Here is a 19,958-nt window from a genome sequence, read left to right on the forward strand (position 1 = left end):
ATATTCGATATAAAACCGACACGCTCTTTCTGTTCTATCCGTCAGCTGTTCTTTCATAATTACATTTTCATTGATTTTAAAGTTGGTATCACTACGTAGGTTAATGCGTGTGTAATGCGTAGTCAAATGCGTTGCTTTCTGCGTCGATATCTGCGTAATAAAAAGTGTAGTAAAAGTTATGTTTTATGTAATGCATAGTAATACGGGATTAGCTGGTTTTCAATGTAAAACAACAGGATAAGCTGTTCACTGACCTTCGGGAAAGTAAGAAGGTTTTTTCAAAGGACAGGTAGTCCGGTGACTATAAGCCCATGAAGACAAAAGAGGAAGGATGACGGTTACCTGAGCGATCGATGTCTTCAACAGATGAGGTAACAGAAGAATGTAAGACAGTCATGCACATGAGCGCGTCGAAATACATCTCAGAACCGGTTGACCCCTAGAGGTCAACATAACCCGCTTTTTTACGTATCTCCCCATGGGTATGCCCCGGAGCAGTGACCGAAATTAAATATCACTCATCCGGGTTACCTTTCTTAACCGGAGATACCAAATCATGACCACGCATCCCTTACTTACCGAAGACCAGTTGATTGACATGGCATTTATCACCAGTCTGCTGCAAATGACAGATAAGTGGATTTATAAGCTCATTAAGGATGGAGTCTTTCCCAAACCCATCAAGCTGGGCCGAAGCTCCCGATGGTTAAAAAGCGAAGTCGAAAACTGGCTACAGGAACGAATCGATCAGTCCCGTAAATAACCTCCCACCAGAGTAAACCCTCAGCAGAATAATGACTATCCGGTTGCTCCGGAGGTTTTCTGCTGTCTGTCATTTAAGCCAGAAGGAATATGAACATGAAAGATTACAAGCCTCGTTACGAAGAACTTTATAAATGTTACCAGACCTGGCTGACCGATTTTACGAAGCTGACGGTCAGATCGGGTATGTGCCACCAGAATATATATCATCACCATACCCTGACGGTTGGTAGCCTTAAGTTTCCGGGAGAGGAAGAGGTTATTGCTGTTGTTCCCCAGTGTCTGCACAGGATTATTTATGGCAGAGCAGCAGCCCCACTGACTGTTAATGATGACCTGATCGTCAGTTTATTTACTCAGGAACATCTGCTGGCTCACCATCCCATGCTGGAAGGTATTCTGCTGTCTGAGTGCGTGCGGTTAAAACAGCGTCCTGTGGCAAATAAACTCATCAGTTTGTTTCGGCAGTTCAGCGGTAGCGAGCTGCGTCTGAAGCTGGTCTGGCTATGCTGGTACGATTTGATGCTGGGTAATTGCCTGGATGACTGGACCGACCATCTCAGATTCAAAAAAGATAAAGAGATGGATATCTGGGTCAATGACCGGCAGGCAGAAAACTCTGCGCTGACCAGTCTGATGGACGAGTACGTCTGCTTTGCATGGCGGACGGCAGCCGAGCCACTGAATCAGGCCTGATGCCTTGCCCTGCAAGGTTTCTGAAGGCACTAGTGAGTGTGATTATTAATATCGGTTATTAGTATTATTAATAGGCATTCCCTCTTAATCCTTCACCCTGATTAATCCCAGCATTACCAGATCTTTCAGTAGCCCTGTCAGATACTGCGTCATAGCCTCCCCTCCGGAGGCTTCCTCACATCTGCTGATCTTTGTCAGCACGAAGGAATCTGTTCTATGCAAAACAAACCGCAATGGGAGCCAGACTGGTATCTGGAATCTCTTCTGAACATCCATATTGACGAAATGGTTGATCGCTATGCCTGCCTGCGGGCACTCCGAATCGACTTGTTCTATCAGCATCACACCGCTAAGTACTACCTGCAAAACCACAATCATCTTGAATGGGATCTCCGGTTACTCATGGATTACATGATGCAAATGGGCGCAGTCGTGGGTTATTTCTGGGTTATCGAATGGACAGAAGACCATCACTACCATGCGCACGTAGTCTTCTGGGTAGATGGCAACCGCAGTCGGAAGGTTTATCCCTGGGCTGAGAAGGCCCGTGAGTTCTGGACGTTAATTACCGAAGGTGACGGGGGCTTCCATCGTAGTGAATACAAAAAATATTACAGAGCCAATATCAATATCCCGGTGCGTTACAGCGAACCAGACAGTATCGACAACATCCGACAGGTGTTGGCGTATATGACCAAAATTCAGCAGAAACATGGCCTGCTGCTGTTCGGCTGCAACGATGTCCCTGAACGACCAGCAACCGGGCGACCACGCAAGAGTGACTTCTGAGTAAGGTAGTTTTTTACGCCAGCAATTCATAGTGTGACTACCACACCGCTATTTACCTCGCAACACCTTTAAACCTTCCAACCGCATGGCTTCTGCCTGCCCTTTAGGGACGGCTTATGCCTGCGTGTTGGCTGGCTGGAGCCTAGAATATGTTTGCCAATTCCTTTCTCGCTCTCGACGGTAACGGTGGTCTGAGCGATGCCCTTACAGCCCCTTATGATCGCTACACCTGCAAGTGTGCGGCAATATCCGTGGTAATTTATATTGCGCCTCTGAAGCGGAAAAATCACGCTGGTCGATAGCAAAGGCAAAATGTGTTTTGTCATAAGGCCATATGCTCCAATTTCGCGTATCATAACGGAGTTTTTAAACCCTGACCGTGGAGCCATTATGACCGCCAAAGAATATCTGGGTGACATCATTGGTGGCAGCCTGATGTTGCGTGAGAGCAGAGTCATCGCGGAGCTGCTGATATCCTCACCAAATGATGATCAATGGCATAATGCTATTGTAAATGACAATGTGCTGCAGAAGACCTCAGTGCACAGTGTTAAACGCATGGCTTCAACCCTGCGTAAAAGAATTCAACCGATGGGTGAGGCATTCTGGAGTGAGCTACTAAAGGCCCCTGATGATGCAGCCAGACAAATGTTGCTAATGGCGACAATGTGCCAATCCCCAGTGCTGACCGATTTCATGGCTACAACACTGTCTGATGCCCGGCAGATGTTTCGCGAATCACTGCGAAGCGAAGACTGGCAGGAATTTATTCTATCCCGCCAACGTGCCATCATCGGCTTAGATCAATATTCCGAAAGCTCAATCCAGAAAATGGGCAACAACGTATTTAAGATCCTCGCAGATAGCGGGTATCTGGAATCAGGCCGCAGTAGAAGGTTGAAAAATGTCTATCTACAACCCCAGATAAGAGAGTGGGCAAGTAGTCTCGACTGCCAAAAAGTCTACGATGTGATGGAGTCCGTCAGATGAGAGCAAAACTGGACAGTAAGCCGCAATTGTCAGCTCGTCTCGAACAAATCGAAGACCGGCTAAAAAGTGAAGGCTTCCTGAAAAACCAAGAGCTCGGTGGTGAGATCGGTTTTTATATCTTTGATTACCCACCTCAGTTTGAACTAACCGTACGGGAATATTTGAGATTGACTTTGCCTCGCCTGTCCCGGCAGGGGCTGAATTTTGTTCATCTCAATCTGTTCGAAGAGGTACTGGCAATTTTGCAAGATCGTAAATTGCTGGATAAAGCTTTTGATCTGGAGATCAAAAAAGGTACCGACGAGTTAGCCAAAGCACTTAAAGGGCCTCTTGAACAAGGTCGAATTGCAAGGCATCTGATAGATAAAGTGCTTCCGGCCTCGCCTCAGTTTGTATTGCTATCAGGTCTTGGCCAATGCTGGCCATTGCTACGTGGTCATAGCTTGCTTAATGCATTACATGCCCATATGGGGTCAATACCACTGGTATTGTTTTACCCGGGCAGTTACAACGGCCTCGAACTTTATCCTTTTGATCTGGACAGCGCAGAAGTGGCAACAGCCAACTACTACCGAGCTTTCCAACTGGTGCCACACGCATCTAAGTACTGAAATTTATACTGCTGCCGTAGCTTGTTTTTTGAGAGAATTCAAACCACTAACTTGGCCGCGAAAGAGTCATCACGTTATAGCGAGCAGAAGAGCCTCGCTAAATGATAGAGACGGAATTTTTAATGCAGATAAGAGAGCTGTTTACCAAACAACTGGATCGCCCAATCAATGGTGTGGTGAAAGCCGAACAGCTGGATGAGCAAATCATCTGGACTGAGCTTGACGAGTATGTGGTGACCCGTGAACTTGACCGCCACCTTCGTCACTTTTTTGAGACCTACCTGCCTGGTGTCAGCCATCCAGATGATCCTAGTGTGGCGGGTAAAATTGGGATTTGGGTATCGGGTTATTTCGGTTCCGGTAAATCTCACTTTATAAAGATCCTCTCTTATCTGCTCGGTAACCAGAAAGCCATTAACGATGGCCAGACAAAAGCAGCCATCGAGTTTTTCAAAGAGAAAATCAGCGATCCTCTTCTTTATGGTGACATCCATGCTGCAGTTAACCGCAATACTGAAGTAATTCTCTTTAATATCGACAGCCGCGCAGATACTGAAGACAAAGAAGATGCCATTCTCAAAGTTTTCTTACGCGTCTTCAATGAGCGCCTGGGATATTGCGCTGACCATCCTCATATCGCACACCTGGAACGTGAGCTAGATTCCCGTGGCCAATACGAGCCATTCAAAGCAAAATTCGCTGAACTCACGGGCTCAAGCTGGGAAGAACAGCGTGATGCCTATGGTTTCTGTCGTGATGAAATGGCAAAAGCCTGGGCCTATGCTACCGGCCAGTCAGATGCCTCATCAGTGCAGAGTATGGAAAATCTCGAATCCATGTTTACTCTCGACATTGCCAACTTCTGTAAATGGGTGCGGGAGTATCTCGATCGCAGCGATCCATCTGGCGACAGTAAACGCATGGTCTTTCTGGTAGATGAGGTCGGACAGTTTATTGGCAACAACACCCAGATGATGCTCAAACTTCAGACGATAACAGAAAATATCGGTACCGCTTGTGGGGGCAGAGCTTGGGTGATCGTAACTTCACAAGAAGATATTGATGCCGTACTAGGGGATCTTAGCGCTAAAAAAGGCCAGGACTTCTCCAAGATCCAAGGGCGTTTTCACACAAGGATCTCCCTCTCCTCGTCCAATACCAATGAGGTAATACAGAAACGTCTGCTCGAAAAAAGTGAAGACGCTAAAAATTGCCTGGCAGAATTGTTCAGTCAAAAAGGCGACATTCTTCGCAACCAGTTGACCTTTGATACCAGCACTACAGCTGAGCTTGCTAACTACAGTGATAATGTTGAGTTTGTTGATCACTACCCTTTTATTCCCTATCAGTATCTGCTGGTACAAAAGGTCTTCGAAGCAATCCGCAAAGTGGGGGCTACCGGTAAACATCTCTCCCGTGGTGAACGTTCTCTGCTGGATGCATTCCAGAATGCCGCACGCCAGCAGATGAACAAAGATATCGGTGTATTGGTGCCTTTCCATGCCTTTTATCCGGCAATCGAATCTTTCCTCGATACCAACGTTAAACGCATCTTCGAACAAGCGGCTGAGAAAGCAAGCCTCGATCCTTACGACATTAATATTCTTAAATCGCTGTTTTTGATCCGCTATGTCGATCTGGTCAAATCCACCATTGATAATCTGGTCACACTCTCTATTGAAGAAATAGATACCGATAAAGTGGCACTGAAAAGCCGAATCGAAGCCAGTCTACAGCGTCTTGAAAACCAGCTATTGATTGTCAGAAATGGCGATGAATACGTATTCCTGACTAACGAAGAAAAAGAAGTCGAGCAGGAGATCAAACACACTCAGGTTGAAGCAACTGAAGAGAACCGGCAACTGGCCCGGTTGGTGTTTGAAGAGGTAATGGGCAATCGCCGTCAGTATCGCTATCCGGTAAACAAGCAGGATTACCCTCTGACTCGCTTTTGTAACGGCCACTCTATAGACGGCAGCCAACAAACAGATCTGGTGCTCAAAGTCATTTCCCCACTGGATGCCAATTTTGACAGTTATAACGAACAATCCTACAAGGCACTGAGCCAAGAAGGGAATGGTTGTATTCTGGTACGCCTGTCGAGTGAGAAGCGGATCTGGGCTGAATTTGATACGTGGTTGAAAACCGAGAAATTCCTAGCAGGGATACGAGGTAAACGACCTGAGCAAGAGAAATTGCTAGCAGAAAAAGCACTCGAAAACACCCAGCGTCGCAGCCGTCTGAAATTACTATTCGATGATCTGGTGAAACAAGCACAGATATTCGCACTCGGTAATGAGCTGCAAAGTAAATCGGCTAGTGTCAGCAATATGCTTGATGAAGCTTGTGCCTACGTAATCGAAAACTCATTCCAAAAGCTCTCTTTACTACAAAGCTGTGGTAACAACCCGGTGCAAGAGCTGAAGTCGGTGATCATGGCCGATGACATGGCACAGCTAAATGTAAATCTCGGTGAACAAGACCCCAATGCTGCTGCAAAAAAGGAGATTGAACTCTTTTTAAATGTCGCAGATGAAAAAAATCAGCCGGTCTACCTTAAAGAATTGTTAGAGCGATTCAGTGCTCGTCCCTTCGGCTGGAACCGTGACGAAGTAATGCTACAGGTGACTCATCTGGTCTTGCTTGGTAAGGCTGCGCTATCTACACCGAATGGTGATTTGCCCCTCAAACGCAGCTACGAACATTTTACCTCGGTACGTAGCCACAGCACACTGCGTATTCGTCGAGTACGTCAGCATACAGAACAGCAAGTAGCTAAAGCGGCTAAACTGGCGAAAGATATTTTTAATAAACCCTTCGAGAGCAGCGAAAAAGAGCTGGCGAATAAGCTTCTTGACGTACTAGGCGAGTGGCAGCGGTTAATTAAAGAATTTGATTTTAAAGCTAAAGATGGGAATTGCCCTGGCAAAAGCACCCTGCTTACCGGCAGTCGATTAATCGCCAGCCTGCTTGAGCTGGGCAACAACAGTTATGCCCTAATCGATGGACTCTGCCAGCAGAGCAACGAATGGCAGGATTTTGCCGAAGATTTTGAAGAGGTCGAGGAGTTTTTCACTCGTCAGTTTGATATCTGGCAACAGTTGCGTCGAGCCCTCAACGATCAATTCAAATCCAATCGCCATGCACTGGAGCAAAACCTAGAAGCGGCTAAAGCATTAGCTGCATTGCAGGCTATCTACGATGACAAATCCCCGTATAGCAAACTGCGCCAGGTGGGATCGTTAATTGATCAACTCATCGCCATTAACCTGCAACTGGTAGAACAGAAACGTGCCACAGCTTTGGAAGCGATCAATGCGACCCAGCAAGGGGTTGCACCGCTGGTTGCTGACTTACCAGCAGAGTTACAAAACCAGGCAATGCGTCCCTTTAACCTGTTAAAAGAACGGGTCAGTAACAGCTTATCCTTACATGAGATTGTTAGCCTGCAACAAGAGGCTGATGATGAAGAGGATAAGGTCTTAGAACTGATCAACCGCTATAGCGCCGAACTTCAAGCTCGTCGGGAAGCGGAGCAAGCCGCAGCACGGAAAAAAGCGGCTGAACCGCCTAATAGCGATGCTGGTACTTTGCGAGAACCGGATCCATCAGACTCGCCAACTACTATTGCGAATAACTCTGCTGCGACAGTGGTTAGCCACAAACCAATACCTAAACCTATCGAACTGGTTTCACCCGCAGAATTACTCGGTGCCAGCCATATCTTTATAGAAACGGAGCAGGATATCGACACCTATCTCGCGACACTTCGCAGCCGTTTACAACAGGCAATAGGTCAGGGTAAACGAGTGCGGATCAAATAGTGTTGCGCCCAAAAGCAAGGATGTAAAACGCTCGGCCCCTTTTCTCATCAAAAGGGGCGTAAAGAGTGCTTCGAACACAACCATACGGGAAGAGATAAAACATGTACCAAACCGGTGGCACCATCGAAACGCTGCTGAACAAAGTTGAACAGCATGAATATATTTTGCCTGCAATCCAGAGAGAATTTGTCTGGCGGCCAGATCAAATCTGCCAGCTTTTTGACTCTCTACTACAAGGCTACCCGTTTGGTACCTTCCTGTTTTGGAAAATTAAAACTGAGAATCTGCGTCAGTATCAATTTTATGATTTTATGCGTGACTACCACCAGCGTGATCAAGTCCACTGTAAAAAACTAGATATCATCGGTGAAAATGATCGCATCGCGGTTCTAGATGGCCAGCAGCGAATGACGGCACTAAACATCGGGTTACGCGGTTCCTATAGTTGGAAAACTCAGGGTAAATGGTGGTCCAGTGCAGACGCCTTTATCGAACGTCGCCTCTATCTCAATCTTTTTGAATGCACAGACCCTGACAGCGGAACTCGTTATGAGTTCGAGTTCTTGAGTGAGGATGAGGCAAGCCACAACGATGACCAACACCATTGGTTTTTAGTCTCCCGTATTCTCGGTATGAATGCCTATGACGTAATGATGTCAGTCATGGAAATGAAAATGCCTGATGAACGCAAACCAGCAGCAGGTAAAGTGATTTCCCGTTTTCATGACATCATTCACAATAAACCTTTGATCAGTTACTACCTGGAAGAAGGTCAGGAGCTATCCAAGGTTCTCAATATCTTTATCCGTATGAATAGTGGCGGAACAACACTCTCCTATTCAGATCTACTGCTCTCCATCGCCGTAACGCAATGGAGCACGCTGGATGCGCGTGATGAGATTCACAAGCTAGTAGATGAAATGAACCAAATAGGTAATGGTTTTTCCTTTAGCAAGGACCTGGTGCTCAAAGCAGGTCTGATGCTGAGTGATATCGGCAGCGTTGGGTTTAAAGTCGAGAACTTTAGCAAAGAGAACATGTGCAAGCTGGAAGATAATTGGGAACGCATCCGGAAAGCTTTACTTCTTGCAGTCAATCTACTCAGCAGTTTCGGCTTCAACAGTTACAACCTGGGAGCAGACAGTTCCCTACTTCCCATAGCCTATTACCTCTACCATCGAGATCTGGATAACAGCTACCTATCCCGTAGCGAGTATGCTGCTGATAGGCAGGGGCTCAGAGGTTGGCTCATTCGCTCTATCCTAAAACAATCCGGTATTTGGGGAAGTGGTCTTGATACGCTTCTGACTAGCTTGCGAAGCAAGATCAAGGAACATGGTCAGCAAGAGTTTCCTCTGATAGAAATGTCTATTGCGATGACAGAACGCGGCAAGAGCTTACGCTTTGAAGAAGAAGAACTACAGTCTTTGGTTGAACTCGACTATGGCAACCGCCGAACCTTTGCCTTGTTATCTCTGCTCTTTCCGGGACATGACTTCTCCCACCACTTCCATGTTGATCACATATTCCCTAGAGCCCGCTTTACCAAAAGCCAACTGAAAAAGATAGGCATGACCGATGAAATACAGATTGAAGAGTGGATTATCATGGCTAACCGGCTACCTAACCTACAGTTGTTAGAAGGGGGCCAGAACAATGAAAAACGTGAGAAGTTACCGCATGAATGGTACGAAGTGATGTGGCCGGAGCCAGCTGCCCGTGCCAATCATCTTCACTTACAGGCAATCGACTCACTTCCAGAGACTTTGGCTGGATTTGAGGCGTTCTATCATAAGCGTCGTGAAATATTATTGGCGCGTTTACGTCACATTCTTAGTGAACCTCTTACGGCATAATTTCTTTTTCAGGTGAGTTACAACTCATCCGACATTGTATTCTGAATGGTGGGATACCGCCCGGATAAACCAATTTGTGAGCCTTAATGAACACTGCCAATTTAAAAAAAATAGCCCCTCGGGCTCGTACAGCATTTATCACAGCGATCAAAGCACGCGCTGCTGAATTTGGAATCACTGCCAAGGGCCATATTGAGCCGGTAATCAGCGGTGAAGTTTTGCAAGTTGCTGGATTTACCCATCCAGCCAGTTGTGCCTCTGCCCTTAAGCGCCTGCAACAACGGCTTGCAAACGATAGTTATGAGACTTTAATAGAGCATGTCGCATACACTTGGTTTAACCGCTTCTGTGCCATCCGCTTTATGGAGCTGAAAAGCGAAGAGGGATATTTAGAACACGGTGTGCGTCTGCTATCACACCCGTCTCAGCCACAAGGCTTTGAGGTGTTGGATCGCGCCCCTGAGGTGATCGATTCCCTCATCTCTGAAGGTGTGACTCTAAATAAGCCTGCGCTGCTAGATCTTTTACTAGCAGGTAATGAGCAGGAAGCACTCTTTCGTGAGCTTCTTCTAGGTCAGTGCCACCGACTGCACCAGGCAATGCCATTTTTGTTTGAAGCCATTGATGATGAAACAGAACTTCTGCTGCCTACAGGCCTTACCCGCACTGATGCCTTTTGGCGTGAACTGGTGGATGAGATCCCTGAGCCTGACTGGCAACAAGTCGAGGTAATAGGCTGGCTTTACCAATTCTATATCAGTGAGAAAAAAGAGCAGGTCATTGGTAAGGTGGTCAAATCCGCAGATATTCCCGCCGCTACTCAGCTATTCACACCTAACTGGATCGTACAGTATCTGGTGCAAAACTCGGTGGGCCGACACTGGCTTCAAGCTTATCCGGAGTCCACACTCAAAAGCGTGATGCCCTACTATATTGAAGCGGTAAAACATAGTACTGAAGCTATTACACAACAGGGTAAGCTCACTCCGACAAGCATTGAACCTGAATCAATCCGTGTGCTTGATCCTGCCTGTGGCTCCGGTCATATCTTGGTGGAAGCCTATAATGTGCTCTATCAGATTTATGAAGAGCGCGGTTATCGCAGTCGTGAAATTCCGGAACTAATACTAAGACACAATCTTTTTGGCTTAGATATTGACGACCGTGCAGCACAATTGGCAGGTTTTGCTCTTCTCATGCGCGCACGTCAAGATGACAAACGGTTATTTATACGAGATCTCACTCTTAATATTCATTCATTTAAAGAAAGTCGCCATCTAAATATCAACCAACTCTGGGATGCTTTAAATCTCAATGTCAACGATGCTCAAGGACATGTACAGGATATGTTTATTCCTAGTAAGTCCACGCAAATGGCCACAGATGAGCGCTTGTTATTGCTAATTGATTTACATAAACGTTTTTTCGATGCAAAGAGCTTTGGCTCTCTAATTATACTTCCGGAAGAGAAGTTCGCTACTATCAATTCTCTTCGTAGTACACTTACATCTTTACGCACCACTGGCGACGCTATGCAAAAACAAGCCGCCAATGCACTATTACCTCTACTATCCCAATCAGTCCTTCTTGCTAACCGTTACGATACTGTAGTAGCAAACCCCCCTTATATCGGCAGTAAGTGGATGAATAGCTTACTAAAAAATTATATTGCATTGAATTATCCCACATCGAAGCCCGATCTATATGCTGCATTCATCGAATTAGCTACTTACTTGTTAAAACCATCCGCTTATGCGGGAATTGTGGCAATGGAAAGCTGGATGTTTTTACCAACTTTCTCTGCATTTCGTGAGCAAATGTTTACAAAAATTAAGATGATTGATTTAGTACACATGCCTTATGAAGGCCGTGGAAGAACATCAATGGGGATTAACTTTGGCACTGCTGCATTTATTTATTCTGCAAATAGGAATGAAGGTTACCTAGGCAATTATCAGTGCATACGTTTTAATGAAATTGATAGTCATGGAGTTCCATTCGCTTTTCCTACTATTAATGATCGCTCATGCACTCGAAGTATTTCTGACTTTTCCTCCATACCAGGAAAACCACTGGCATATTGGGTTAGTGATGAAATAATCCAAGCCTTCTCTTACAAAGAAAATCATATTTCTATTGGTACCCTCGCTGAGGTAAGAAAAGGTTTAGCAACTGGTGATAATGAAAGATTTATTAGAGAGTGGCATGAAGTAAATATCAAAGATATTAACATGGACGGAAGTGAAGATAAATCATGGAGTAAATGTAACAACGGTGGAGATTTTAGAAAATGGTATGGTAATCAAGGATCTGTCATTTTTTGGAAAAATGATGGATTTGATATTAGAAACTTCAAAGATGAGAGCGGTAAATTAAGATCAAGACCTCAAGGACTGGATAAAAAATATTTACCAATGGTCAGCTGGACGTCAGCAAGTGCATCTTGCCTTGGTGTCAGATATTATCAAAGCGGATTTATTAGTGATCAGAATGGTAATTTCATTACATCGACTAAAATTCAACATCTTTATTCCGTCTTAGCTTTTTTATGTAGCACCTCTGCAAAGAAGCTAACCGATTTACTCAACCCCACAAAACATATTTTAGTAAGTAATATAAGTGACTTACCATTACCTTCATATTTCTTAAACTCAGATATTGTGATTAATGCCACAATGGAAGCTATTGAGATCGCTAGAGAGGATTGGAATTCTATAGAGACTTCAATCGATTTTAGAATAGACCCACTTGTTTCTATTTCAAAAGCATCCCCAAAAACACTAATGTCATCTTATAGTGAGTTCAAAAATAAATGGGAGGTGAAAACCGACCGTCTGTTTGAGATTGAATGTTTAATAAACTCTTTGGCAGAAAAAAGTTTTGATGGCAACTCAACGTCTGAACCATCAATACACAGGTCTGAAATCACGCTACTCAATAACCCATGGTTTATTTATAAAACTAATAACAACACTAGTGATATTGACTTTATTTTTAAATCGAAAAAAATCTCTAACTTACTGGAATATTCGGTAGGTTGCATGATGGGACGCTATTCACTGGACCTTGAGGGATTAGTTTATGCCTGTGCCGGTAATGAAGGTTTTAAAATATTGGTTGAAAGAGGTGTTTATACCAGTTTCCCTGCCGATAGTGATGGTATTCTGCCACTGACCTCAGAGGCTTGGTTTGAAGATGATATTGCCGCTCGGGTTGAAGAGTTTGTCAGCACAGTTTGGGGTACAGAGCATCTGGAAGAGAACCTACAATTTATTGCCGATAGCCTTTGCTTAGCGGCGATAAGGCCCGTGAAAAAAGGAGGAGAAACCTCCCGCGAGACTATTCGCCGCTATCTCTCGACCCAATTCTTTAAAGATCACTTGAAGACCTACAAAAAACGCCCGATCTACTGGCTATTCAGTTCAGGTAAAGAGAAAGCTTTTGAATGCTTGGTCTATTTGCATCGCTACAATGAAACAACTCTCCCGCGCATGCGCACTGAGTATGTCACGCCTCTGCTCGGCCAAATGCATAGCCGTATTGAGCGCCTGCGCCTGCAACAGAATGAAGCAGAAACAGCCGAAGCCAAACGCATCGGTAAAGAGATCGATAGCCTGACCAAACAGCTTACCGAGCTGCGTTCCTTTGACGACCAGCTTAAACACTATGCTGATATGAAGATCCCGCTCGATCTCGACGATGGTGTTAAGATCAACTACGGCAAGTTCGGTACTTTATTAGCTGAAGTGAAAGCTATCACTGGCGATAAAGCCGAGTAAGTTCAAAAAGATAAAGCGGAGACATTTATGTCTCCGCTTTATCACTTTGTTCTCACTATCCCCTTGTACAAATTAGTTAGATTAGCTATCGAATCTTTAGCATGTGGGATTCAGTCACTAATCAACGTTCAGAGTTGGTATAATCATCTTCAACATTACACACTACCGCCGATTCACAGCCATGGTGCTGATGGCTTAATTATTCCGAGACGTACTGATGGATATCACTCAGCTTCAAACCGGGCTAAACAACAAATTCACCGCAGATCGGATTGTTTTCTGGCACGACCCAGAACAGAGCTTTACTGCACAGCTTACAGAGCTCGCCATACTGTGGAACGGGTTGCCAGTAACAGTGATCAATATGGCAGAGCAGTCACAGCTTCAAACTCGCAAACGCATTGAAATCGATGAACCCACGCAGGGGTTCCTTCTCTACTGGCCCAGTTCAGAACCATCACCAGCTAAAGACTGGTTGCTCGATATACGTCGTTATAGCACCACGTTTTATGCTGATGCAGCCTCAATTCTGCTTAATGACCTCGGCCTCGCCAATATGGCGCTGCGCGACCACATCGCGTCACGTAAAAGCTTTTTCGCCAACAAGGAGCGTACTGCAGCCTTTAAACGTCGCCTGGACGGCCGTGGCGGCATAGAAGATCCGCTATCACTTGATATGAAAATGATAAGTGTCGTGCTGACCTGTCATGCTCAGATTGCCGAAATAATGAAAAGCATTGGCGATCGGTTACTTGAAAATGCTGAAACCGCTCTTGTTCCGCTAGAACAGCATGGATTACTGCCTGCATTTTGGCATTTAATGAACCGTGAATATGGATACCATATAGCTGAAGGGACAGAACCATCACTACGCGAACTGATTCGTAAGTTACTGGTGAGCGAATGCTACGAACAGCTTGATTCCAAAGAACGTCCTGTCTGGCTACAGTCACAACTATTAGCCACGCCTACCGGGCGCGCGAATGCCATGGCTCTGCTATCTGGCTGGCGTGATTCTAATCAGTACAGTAGCCATTTTGCCGAAATCTCTGCACAGGTAGCAGAGCAGCTCGAACTTGCTTCACGCCTGACAACGCAAGATATCTGGCTCTGGGGAGAGGTCGAAGGTTTTGAAGCGGTCGAGCAAGGTTTGATCCGTGAGCTGATATCTGGATTAAACAACGGCGATCTGAGCCTGAATAGAGTAGAGTTTACCCAACTGATATCTCGCCGTCGACATGGGTTCTGGGCCAGAACTGTACCTAAATATGCTTATATTTATCACGCGCTGCAACAAGCCGAATTGCTGCTGGAACTACGTCGTTCCAAACCGGATGGTTTTCATTACTCCTCGGCGCAAGAAATGTATCTGGCCTATGAAGCTGAATTGTTCCAGTTTGATGCAGCCTATCGCCTGTTTAATGAAGCACTATTGCACCTACAGGGACAATCGGTCGAAGTGCTGGCTGTACTGGCCAGTAAAATCGAAGATCTGTATGTAAACTGGTATCTCTATCAGCTTGGGCTAACATGGGATGGTTTGTTAGCTAAAGAGCAGCTACTTGATAACTGGCAGTTGGGTCTCCCTTCGCAGCATCGCTTCTATGATACTGTCATCAAACAACGCTTTACCCAGAGCGGGGTCAAGCGCCAGTTTGTGATTATCAGTGATGCCTTACGCTATGAAGTGGCTCATGAGCTCCAGGGACAGATAAATGAAGCCAAACGCTTCTCTGCACAGCTCAAGAGCCAACTTGGGGTACTACCTAGCTATACGCAACTTGGCATGGCCGCCCTACTCCCCCATGAGCAACTTGACTATGCCGCTACCAGCTCAACAGTATTAGTTGATGGACAGAGCAGCTCGGGTTTAGAAAATCGCAGCACTATTCTCAGTAAGGTGGGTGGTATAGCGATTTCGGCCAAAAGTCTGCTGAGCTGGACCCGGGCAGAAGCTAACGAGGCGGTTGGTGACGCAAAGGTAATCTACGTCTATCACGATGTCATCGATGCTCAGAGTGAATCTCAGAAAAGTGAGCTCAAGACATTCATTCATGCCCGCCAGGCTATAGACGAACTGAATGGACTCATCAACAAAATTATCAATGGGTTTGGCGTTACTCGCGTAGTTATCACAGCCGATCATGGATTCTTATTCCAACAGGCCTCAGTTGAAAACGGGGTAAAATCGCCTCTGAAACACGAACCATCTGGAACTCTGGAAGCTTCAAAACGCTATCTCCTTGCTCGCAATTTACCAACAAACGAAGATGTCTGGCATGGGCAATTACGTAATATTGTTGGTGGTAACTCTGATGTGGAATTCTGGCTTCCGAAAGGAGTGAGCCGTTTCCATTTTGTTGGTGGAGCCCGCTTCGTCCATGGTGGTGCAATGTTGCAAGAGGTCTGTGTTCCAATACTTGAAGTACAAGAGCTGCGTGGCAAGAGACAAACTCTACATGAAAAAACCAAAGTCGACATAGTTCCGGCATACCAACCCATTAAGCTGGTAAATGTGATCGATAAAATCCGCTTCCTGCAGACCGATGCCGTCGATGAACGTCATAAATCAAGAATGGTTCGTTTCTCGGTGGTAGATAGTTCAGAACAAACCGTGTCAGCTATTGAGAAGCTACTCTTTGAAGCGACTTCAAGTAATCTCGATCAGCGCCAGCAAGACGTGCGTTTAAAACTGACCGGTGCTCAATTTGACCGCAAGGCGCAGTATCAATTGCTGCTCGTTGATGATGAGGATGGTATTGAAATGGCACGCTATCCAGTCACTATTGATTTGGCAATCCAGGATGAATTCGGTTTTTAATGGTCGCAAAATAGCGATCCTGCGGATGTGATAAGTAAATTCTAATGTTGGGTACCAGCTAATCAGTACCCGGGAGCAATACCAGATGCCACATGATGAGATAAATCCTACTGAAGGTGAGTTTGTAGGAAAGGAAACCGCACAAGAGCCAGCGGTGAATGTCACACATATCACGAACAATGTAGTAATCCAGCAGATGGACGTTTACACGGAGAAGCTTGCCCAGCCGAGCGGAACTACTGTTGATGAGGCTTCTATGCTCAGCATTGACGATGAGTTATCTCAGCATGCCAGCATGGATCTTGATGCCCGTCTGAATCGTTACTTTAAGGGTAAAGTTGTCCGTAAGGATTTGACCAAACAGCTAAAAGAAGGGGCTAATGTCCCTGTCTATGTACTGGAATATCTGCTCGGTATGTACTGTGCTTCAGACGATGATGAAGTGGTACGCGAAGGTCTGGAAAACGTCAAAAAAATCCTCGCTGAGAACTATGTTCGCCCGGATGAGGCTGAGAAAGTAAAATCTCTGATTCGTGAGCGTGGTAGCTTTAAAGTGATCGATAAGATCGGAGTAAAGCTCAACCAGAAGAAAGATGTATACGAGGCTCAGCTTTCGAACCTAGGTATCAAAGATGCCGTGATCCCCGCCAACATTGTTAAAGCTAACGAGAAGCTGCTCACCGGGGGGATCTGGTGTATCGTTACTCTTAACTATTTTTATGAAGAAGGGCAAAGAATTTCGCCCTTCTCAATTTTCAACCTTAAGCCTATCCAGATGCCCTCCATGGATATGGAAGAGCTTTTTGCCGCCCGGGCTAATTTCTCAACAGACCAATGGCTGGATACCCTGATCCGCTCTATAGGCATGGAGCCAACCAATCTGAAGCAACGGGTGAAATGGCACCTGTTGACGCGGATGATCCCCTTTGTTGAGAACAACTATAACGTCTGCGAACTCGGCCCACGTGGTACCGGTAAAAGCCACGTCTATAAAGAGTGCTCGCCTAATTCATTACTAGTCTCAGGTGGCCAGACGACAGTCGCCAATCTGTTTTACAACATGAGTTCCCGGCAGGTTGGGCTGGTAGGCATGTGGGATGTGGTAGCTTTTGACGAAGTGGCTGGTATTACCTTCAAAGATAAAGATGGTGTCCAGATCATGAAGGATTACATGGCATCGGGCTCTTTTTCCCGTGGCCGTGATTCTATCGAAGCCAAAGCATCCATGGTATTTGTCGGCAACATAAACCAAAGCGTAGAAACGTTAGTCAAAACCAGTCACCTGCTGGCACCTTTCCCGGAAGCGATGATCGATACAGCCTTCTTTGACCGTTTCCATGCCTATATCCCAGGCTGGGATATCCCTAAGATGCGGCCTGAATTTTTTACCAATAACTACGGTCTGATCACCGACTATCTGGCCGAATATATGCGAGAAATGCGCAAGCGTAGCTTCTCTGATGCTATTGACCGCTTCTTTAAACTCGGGAACAACCTCAACCAACGTGATGTAATCGCAGTACGCCGCACGGTCTCAGGTTTGCTCAAATTACTGTATCCTCATGGTGTGTTTGGTAAAGAGGAGGTACGTCCTTGTCTCACCTACGCATTAGAGTTACGTCGTAGAATCAAAGAGCAGTTGAAAAAACTAGGCGGCATGGAGTTTTTTGATGTGCATTTCAGCTATCTCGACAACGAAACTCTTGAAGAGTTTTTCGTCAATGTACCTGAGCAAGGCGGGAGCCAGTTGATCCCCGAAGGTCTGGGTAAACCGGGAGTTGTGCACATGGTTACCAAGGGTGTCACAGGCCAACTGGGCCTGTATCGCTTCGAGACTCAGATGACCCCCGGTAATGGTAAACACACGACATCTGGCCTAGGCTCCAATACACCAGCAAAAGAAGCAATCCGTATAGGTTTTGATTATTTCAAAGGCAACCTAAATCGCATCAGTGCTACCGCAAAATTTTCCGAGCATGAATACCATCTACATGCCGTTGAGTTACATAACTCAGGCCCTAGTACCAAAACCAGCCTTGCCGCCTTGGTAGCCTTCTGTTCCATTTTGATGGGCAAACCAGTGCAAGAACAGATGGTCGTGCTCGGAGATATGACACTTGGTGGTGTGGTGAATCCGGTCGAAGATCTGGCGGGTAGTTTGCAACTAGCAATGGATAGTGGGGGCAAACGTGTGCTGCTGCCGATGGCATCGGCTTCTGATATCCCGACAGTGCCTGCTGAAATTTTTTCCAAATTCCAAATCAGTTTCTATGCAGATCCGGTGGATGCTGTGTATAAAGCACTAGGTGTTCAATAACTTATAATTCGTCATCATCAGAAACAAATAATGGGCAAAATGCCCATTATTTGTTTGAAAAATAGGGAGTTCAGATAGAACTACTTAATTCTCAATGGCGTTACTTTTTTTATTTTTTCGCAAAATCAAACGGACTGACCACCTTCTTCCGATTAGCATCCAGATAGTCCGCCCACCACTGCAGCATCAGTCTCCTCTCTCCCAGATGCTCCGCCTTATGGATATAAGCCGCACGCACAGAACTACGCTCCTGATGGCTCATCTGCCGCTCCACTGCATCCCTCGACCACAATCCTGATTCAATAAGTGAACTACACGCCATCGTCCTGAAACCATGCCCACAGACTTCAACTTTCGTATCGTACCCCATCACTCGCAGCGCTTTATTTATCGTATTCTCACTCATCGGCTTACGCGGATCGTGATCGCCCACAAAGATCAGCTCTCGGTTTCCATTCATGTTTTTGATCTTTCCCAAAATAGCTAAGGCTTGCCGCGACAAAGGAACAAGATGAGGCGTCCGCATCTTTGAACCACGCTGAGAATGTTTAACACCGTCCAACGGTTCACGCTCACCGGGGATCGTCCACATGGCCGTTTCAAAATCCACTTCTGACCAACGGGCAAAACGCAGCTCGCTTGAACGGATAAACACTAACAAAGTGAGTTCAACAGCCAATCGGGTTAAAGGCCTGCCTGAGTAATGATCAATACGATGAAGTAGTTCAGGTATACGGTTAAGCTCCAGTGCCGCACGATGCTGTCTTTTCGCCGTAGCAACCGCACCGGCAATTTCTTGTGCAGGGTTGTAGTCGATTAAACCGCTCTGAACGGCAAAGCGCATAATCGCGGTAGTCCGCTGCTGTAAACGGGCGGCGACTTCAAGACGCCCGGATGACTCCACAGCTTTGATGGGTACGAGCAGATCCCGCGTCTTCAATTCAGCAATGTTACGCTTACCGATAACAGCAAAGAGATTATCTTCGAGGCTTTTCAATACACGAGCACTATGCGATGCAGACCACTTCTGATTACTGGCATGCCAGTCTCTGGCAACCACTTCAAACGTTATCGCCTCTTGCTCCTGCTCTACCTTAACAGCTTTCTTATTCTCAATAGGATCGACGCCGTTAGCTAAAAGCTTACGTGCTTCGTCTCGCCGCGATCGAGCATCTGCTAACGAAACTTCAGGGTATTTCCCCAGCGCCAGCATTTTCTCTTTGCCGCCGAAGCGATAACGCAGCCGCCAATATTTCGAACCATTAGGGTGAACCAGCAAAACCATGCCGTCACCATCCGTCAGCTTATAAGCTTTTTCTTCAGGCTTAGCCGAACGAACCTTCACATCACTCAGAGCCATGATGAGTATCCTTTCAAGGGTTCTGTGTGGGTACAAACATTATCGAACCGGGATATACCCGCAGTTGTACCCGCATCAGTAAGTTGATGTAGATTGAATCAGGTTGACTTAGGTTGAATGAAAAAGCGAGGAAAGCCTTGCGGATACTGGATT

11 protein-coding genes are annotated in these 19,958 nt (G+C 45.9%); 10 read left to right on the top strand and 1 reads right to left on the bottom strand.

The annotated features are described in order from the left end of the window. Positions 1-556: 556 nt before the first annotated feature. From ACF8PE_RS04145 to brxL, 10 genes are all read left to right on the top strand, one after another. Entirely contained in the window at positions 557-763 is a 207-nt protein-coding gene (locus tag ACF8PE_RS04145; RefSeq protein WP_062729752.1) for an AlpA family transcriptional regulator, read from the top strand. Positions 764-858: 95 nt separating this feature from the next. Continuing rightward, positions 859-1,458: a hypothetical protein gene (locus ACF8PE_RS04150; RefSeq protein ID WP_117247359.1), complete on the top strand. Its 600-nt coding sequence runs from the start codon at positions 859-861 to the stop codon at positions 1,456-1,458. A 216-nt stretch (positions 1,459-1,674) separates the two neighbouring features. Beyond that, positions 1,675-2,247 carry an inovirus-type Gp2 protein gene (locus tag ACF8PE_RS04155; protein WP_048236243.1) on the top strand — a complete coding sequence of 191 codons (573 nt, stop codon included), beginning with the start codon at positions 1,675-1,677 and terminating at the stop codon, positions 2,245-2,247. A 390-nt stretch (positions 2,248-2,637) separates the two neighbouring features. Further along, complete coding sequence (locus ACF8PE_RS04160) at positions 2,638-3,237, top strand: DUF1819 family protein (RefSeq protein ID WP_048236245.1); 600 nt, start codon at positions 2,638-2,640, stop codon at positions 3,235-3,237. Next, positions 3,234-3,848, top strand: a complete 615-nt coding sequence (locus ACF8PE_RS04165) for a DUF1788 domain-containing protein (RefSeq protein WP_392494622.1) — start codon at positions 3,234-3,236, stop codon at positions 3,846-3,848. The genes ACF8PE_RS04160 and ACF8PE_RS04165 overlap by 4 nt, the downstream gene beginning before the upstream one ends. Positions 3,849-3,949: 101 nt before the next feature. Beyond that, positions 3,950-7,672, top strand: a complete 3,723-nt coding sequence (gene brxC, locus ACF8PE_RS04170) for a BREX system P-loop protein BrxC (protein ID WP_392494623.1) — start codon at positions 3,950-3,952, stop codon at positions 7,670-7,672. A 101-nt stretch (positions 7,673-7,773) separates the two neighbouring features. Further along, a complete protein-coding gene (locus ACF8PE_RS04175; RefSeq protein ID WP_392494624.1) occupies positions 7,774-9,528 on the top strand; it encodes a DUF262 domain-containing protein in 1,755 nt (584 codons plus the stop codon). 86 nt (positions 9,529-9,614) lie between these two features. Beyond that, entirely contained in the window at positions 9,615-13,307 is a 3,693-nt protein-coding gene (pglX, locus tag ACF8PE_RS04180; RefSeq protein ID WP_392494625.1) for a BREX-1 system adenine-specific DNA-methyltransferase PglX, read from the top strand. Positions 13,308-13,524: 217 nt separating this feature from the next. Then, the gene (pglZ, locus tag ACF8PE_RS04185) at positions 13,525-16,128 is read left to right on the top strand and encodes a BREX-1 system phosphatase PglZ type A (RefSeq protein WP_392494626.1); all 2,604 of its coding nucleotides are present in this window, start codon (positions 13,525-13,527) and stop codon (positions 16,126-16,128) included. A 256-nt stretch (positions 16,129-16,384) separates the two neighbouring features. Further along, entirely contained in the window at positions 16,385-18,445 is a 2,061-nt protein-coding gene (gene brxL / locus ACF8PE_RS04190; RefSeq protein WP_049824874.1) for a protease Lon-related BREX system protein BrxL, read from the top strand. Between the two features lie 109 nt (positions 18,446-18,554). On the opposite strand, the gene ACF8PE_RS04195 is transcribed toward brxL, so the two are convergent. Further along, positions 18,555-19,805 (bottom strand): tyrosine-type recombinase/integrase, encoded by a 1,251-nt coding sequence (locus ACF8PE_RS04195; protein WP_392494627.1) that lies wholly within the window; start codon positions 19,803-19,805, stop codon positions 18,555-18,557. Positions 19,806-19,958 lie beyond the last annotated feature (153 nt).

Source organism: Leclercia sp. GLN_9 (assembly GCF_043105735.1).
GTDB classification, from domain to species: Bacteria; Pseudomonadota; Gammaproteobacteria; order Enterobacterales; family Enterobacteriaceae; genus Enterobacter; species Enterobacter adecarboxylatus.

Bases quoted from the DNA above. Each gene is read 5' to 3' on its own strand.
- ACF8PE_RS04150 (WP_117247359.1), top strand. From the start codon at position 859: ATGAAAGATTACAAGCCTCGTTACGAAGAACTTTATAAATGTTACCAG.
- pglX (WP_392494625.1), top strand. From the start codon at position 9,615: ATGAACACTGCCAATTTAAAAAAAATAGCCCCTCGGGCTCGTACAGCA.
- ACF8PE_RS04160 (WP_048236245.1), top strand. From the start codon at position 2,638: ATGACCGCCAAAGAATATCTGGGTGACATCATTGGTGGCAGCCTGATG.
- ACF8PE_RS04175 (WP_392494624.1), top strand. From the start codon at position 7,774: ATGTACCAAACCGGTGGCACCATCGAAACGCTGCTGAACAAAGTTGAA.
- ACF8PE_RS04155 (WP_048236243.1), top strand. From the start codon at position 1,675: ATGCAAAACAAACCGCAATGGGAGCCAGACTGGTATCTGGAATCTCTT.
- brxC (WP_392494623.1), top strand. From the start codon at position 3,950: ATGATAGAGACGGAATTTTTAATGCAGATAAGAGAGCTGTTTACCAAA.
- brxL (WP_049824874.1), top strand. From the start codon at position 16,385: ATGCTCAGCATTGACGATGAGTTATCTCAGCATGCCAGCATGGATCTT.
- ACF8PE_RS04195 (WP_392494627.1), bottom strand. From the start codon at position 19,805: ATGGCTCTGAGTGATGTGAAGGTTCGTTCGGCTAAGCCTGAAGAAAAA.
- ACF8PE_RS04165 (WP_392494622.1), top strand. From the start codon at position 3,234: ATGAGAGCAAAACTGGACAGTAAGCCGCAATTGTCAGCTCGTCTCGAA.
- pglZ (WP_392494626.1), top strand. From the start codon at position 13,525: ATGGATATCACTCAGCTTCAAACCGGGCTAAACAACAAATTCACCGCA.
- ACF8PE_RS04145 (WP_062729752.1), top strand. From the start codon at position 557: ATGACCACGCATCCCTTACTTACCGAAGACCAGTTGATTGACATGGCA.